The sequence below is a fragment of the Geoglobus sp. genome (genome assembly GCF_054018175.1).
On the sequence record NZ_JBPLZQ010000087.1, the window covers coordinates 1 to 2,198 of the forward strand.

A 2,198-nucleotide genomic window follows, 5' to 3' on the forward strand; every position below is an offset into this window, starting at 1 on the left:
GACCTCTCAACAAGGTAAACTCCCAGAACTATGAGAATTCCACCAAGAACGGTGAACAGCCCGATGTCCTCTCCGAGGGCGAAATACGCCATTACTGCTGTGAAGAGCGGGATAAGATACACGAAGACCGCAACCTTCGTTGCCTCCATGACTGAGAGGGCCGAATACCACACAACATAGCCAAAAACCGAGCAGAGCAGAGCCAGGAATGCGATGGATATCCAGGTCATCGTGGAAAATGTGGCCGGACTGGCAATGCCCGCAACATAAGCAAAGGGCAGGAGCAGAACTGTCCCTATGGCGAATGCATAGACCGTGAGGGTTTCCGGGTTGTATCTCTAAAGCAGCCTCTTCCCTCCGAGGGTGTACAGTGCCCACAGAAATCCGTCGAAAATCATCAGCAGGTCTCCCTTCAGGGTTTCTGCATGCAGGAATTCCAGATTGCCCTTCGATGCCGTAAGCACAACGCCTGCAAACGCGAGGATCAGCGCAACGAACTTTCTGCCCGTGAGTTTCTCTCCAACGGTAAACGAGAGAACTGAGACAAATATGGCGGACGTGTTGATCAGGATGGACGAATTGGTTGCGGTTGTGTAAACGAGAGCGAGAAACTGCACGGCGTAAAGCAGTGTAACGCCAGTCAGGGCGAGGAAAACCAGTCCCGGAAGGTCCTGTTTTGAGACAGGGACGATCCTGCCTGACATCTTCAGTATCATGTAAAGCACCGGAGCTGCGATCAGGAACCTGTAAAGTGCGAGGTTGAATGGACCAACCTCTCCGAGACTTATCTTGACGAAGATGAATGAGGCAGCCCAGACCACAGCAGTTCCGAGCAGGGCCAGCACGTACTTTCTCTCTGAATCCACCGGGAAAGGTGTTGCCTGCGTTTTTCAATTTTGCGGGATCATGTCCTGAGGATATGCCGGGTTTTTCAGTGGGATGCTCTATCCCGGAATTTACTTAAACCTATAATGAATATATATTCAATATGACGGTGGCAATTCCAACAGATGATGGGAAGAGGGTTTCTTCCCACTTCGGGAGGGCGAGGTACTTCTACATCACGGACGGGACCAATGCGAAGCTCGTGGAGAATCCCCACAGGGAGCACGCTGGCGGACATGGCGCCGGCAGACACCACAGACGCCACGAGGTTGTGGAGCTTTTCAGGAAGGAGAACGTGAAGAAGGTTCTTGCCCTTCATCTGGGAGAGGGAATGAGGAGAAACCTCGAGGAGGCTGGCGTGGAAATCGAAATCGTTAAAGAAGCAGATATTGAGAAACTCGTACATGGATCCGGTTGAGATACTCAGAGACCTCATCGAGATAGACACGAGAAACCCGCCTGGAAACACCGAGAGTGCCGTGGAGTACATTGAAAATTTATTTTCCTCTTATCGCACTAAAGTGGTTGCCAGGGATGGGAAGGCGAACGCCATCGTGGAAATTTCCCGTGGAAAGCCGGAGTTCCTCTTCACATCCCACCTCGATACTGTTCCCTCTGACGACTCGATGCTCACGGCGAGAATTTCGGATGGGAAGGTGTATGGCAGAGGCAGCTGCGACGCGAAGGGGTGCGTGGCTTCCATAATTTCCGCGTTTCACGGGATAGAGAGCGAAAAAGGAATAAAACTCGCGTTTACCGCCGATGAGGAGGTCGGGGGCAAGCTCGGCCTCGGCATTGTCATGGATCACGTATCCCCGGATTTCGTCGTCATAGGCGAGCCGTTTGGAAGTGACAGAATCGGAGTCGCGCAGGCCTCTGTCATAGCCCTTAAGTTGATTGTGCACGGGAAGAGCGGACACACGGCTACCGCGAACATAAGAGAGGGTGCGGTTTACAGAGCAGCCAGACTGATAATAGATGCAGTAAATGGGTTTTCTGAAATTAGAGGTGAGAGGGACAGGTACGTGGAGAACCTCGCCTCCTTAGGCTTTGGCGTCGAGTTCAGGGGAAACGGTGATGCGGTTTTCAACCCGTCAATTGTGAGGGCCGGAGTGAAGAGAAACGTTGTTCCAGAGTTCTGTGAGATCGACGCAGACGTTCGCGTTGCTCCGTGGATGAGCATGGAGCGCGTGATAGACCTTATGAGGTACGATGGTGTGGACGTGTACATAACCGGATACCTCAGGCCATTTGGCTACGGTCTCGATGGTGTGGATGCGGAGTCGGACATCAGGCTGCTGAACATAATGAAA

At 52.4% G+C, this 2,198-nt stretch carries 4 protein-coding genes; 2 read left to right on the forward strand and 2 right to left on the reverse strand.

Annotated elements, in window-relative coordinates:
* Together ACXJJC_RS06800 and ACXJJC_RS06805 are read right to left on the reverse strand one after the other, a co-directional pair.
* Positions 1-299, reverse strand: a 299-nt coding sequence (locus tag ACXJJC_RS06800; protein ID WP_456370433.1) for an EamA family transporter, incomplete at its 3' end; no start/stop codon positions are given.
* Between the two features lie 39 nt (positions 300-338).
* Positions 339-866, reverse strand: coding sequence for a DMT family transporter (locus ACXJJC_RS06805; protein ID WP_456370427.1), 528 nt, complete (start codon positions 864-866; stop codon positions 339-341).
* Positions 867-988: 122 nt separating this feature from the next.
* Here ACXJJC_RS06805 and ACXJJC_RS06810 point away from each other — a divergent pair, with 122 nt between their 5' ends.
* The gene (locus ACXJJC_RS06810; protein ID WP_456370429.1) at positions 989-1,303 is read left to right on the forward strand and encodes a NifB/NifX family molybdenum-iron cluster-binding protein; all 315 of its coding nucleotides are present in this window, start codon (positions 989-991) and stop codon (positions 1,301-1,303) included.
* A partial coding sequence (locus tag ACXJJC_RS06815; RefSeq protein ID WP_456370431.1) for a M20 family metallopeptidase occupies positions 1,290-2,198 on the forward strand: 909 nt, incomplete at its 3' end. The genes ACXJJC_RS06810 and ACXJJC_RS06815, both read left to right, overlap by 14 nt.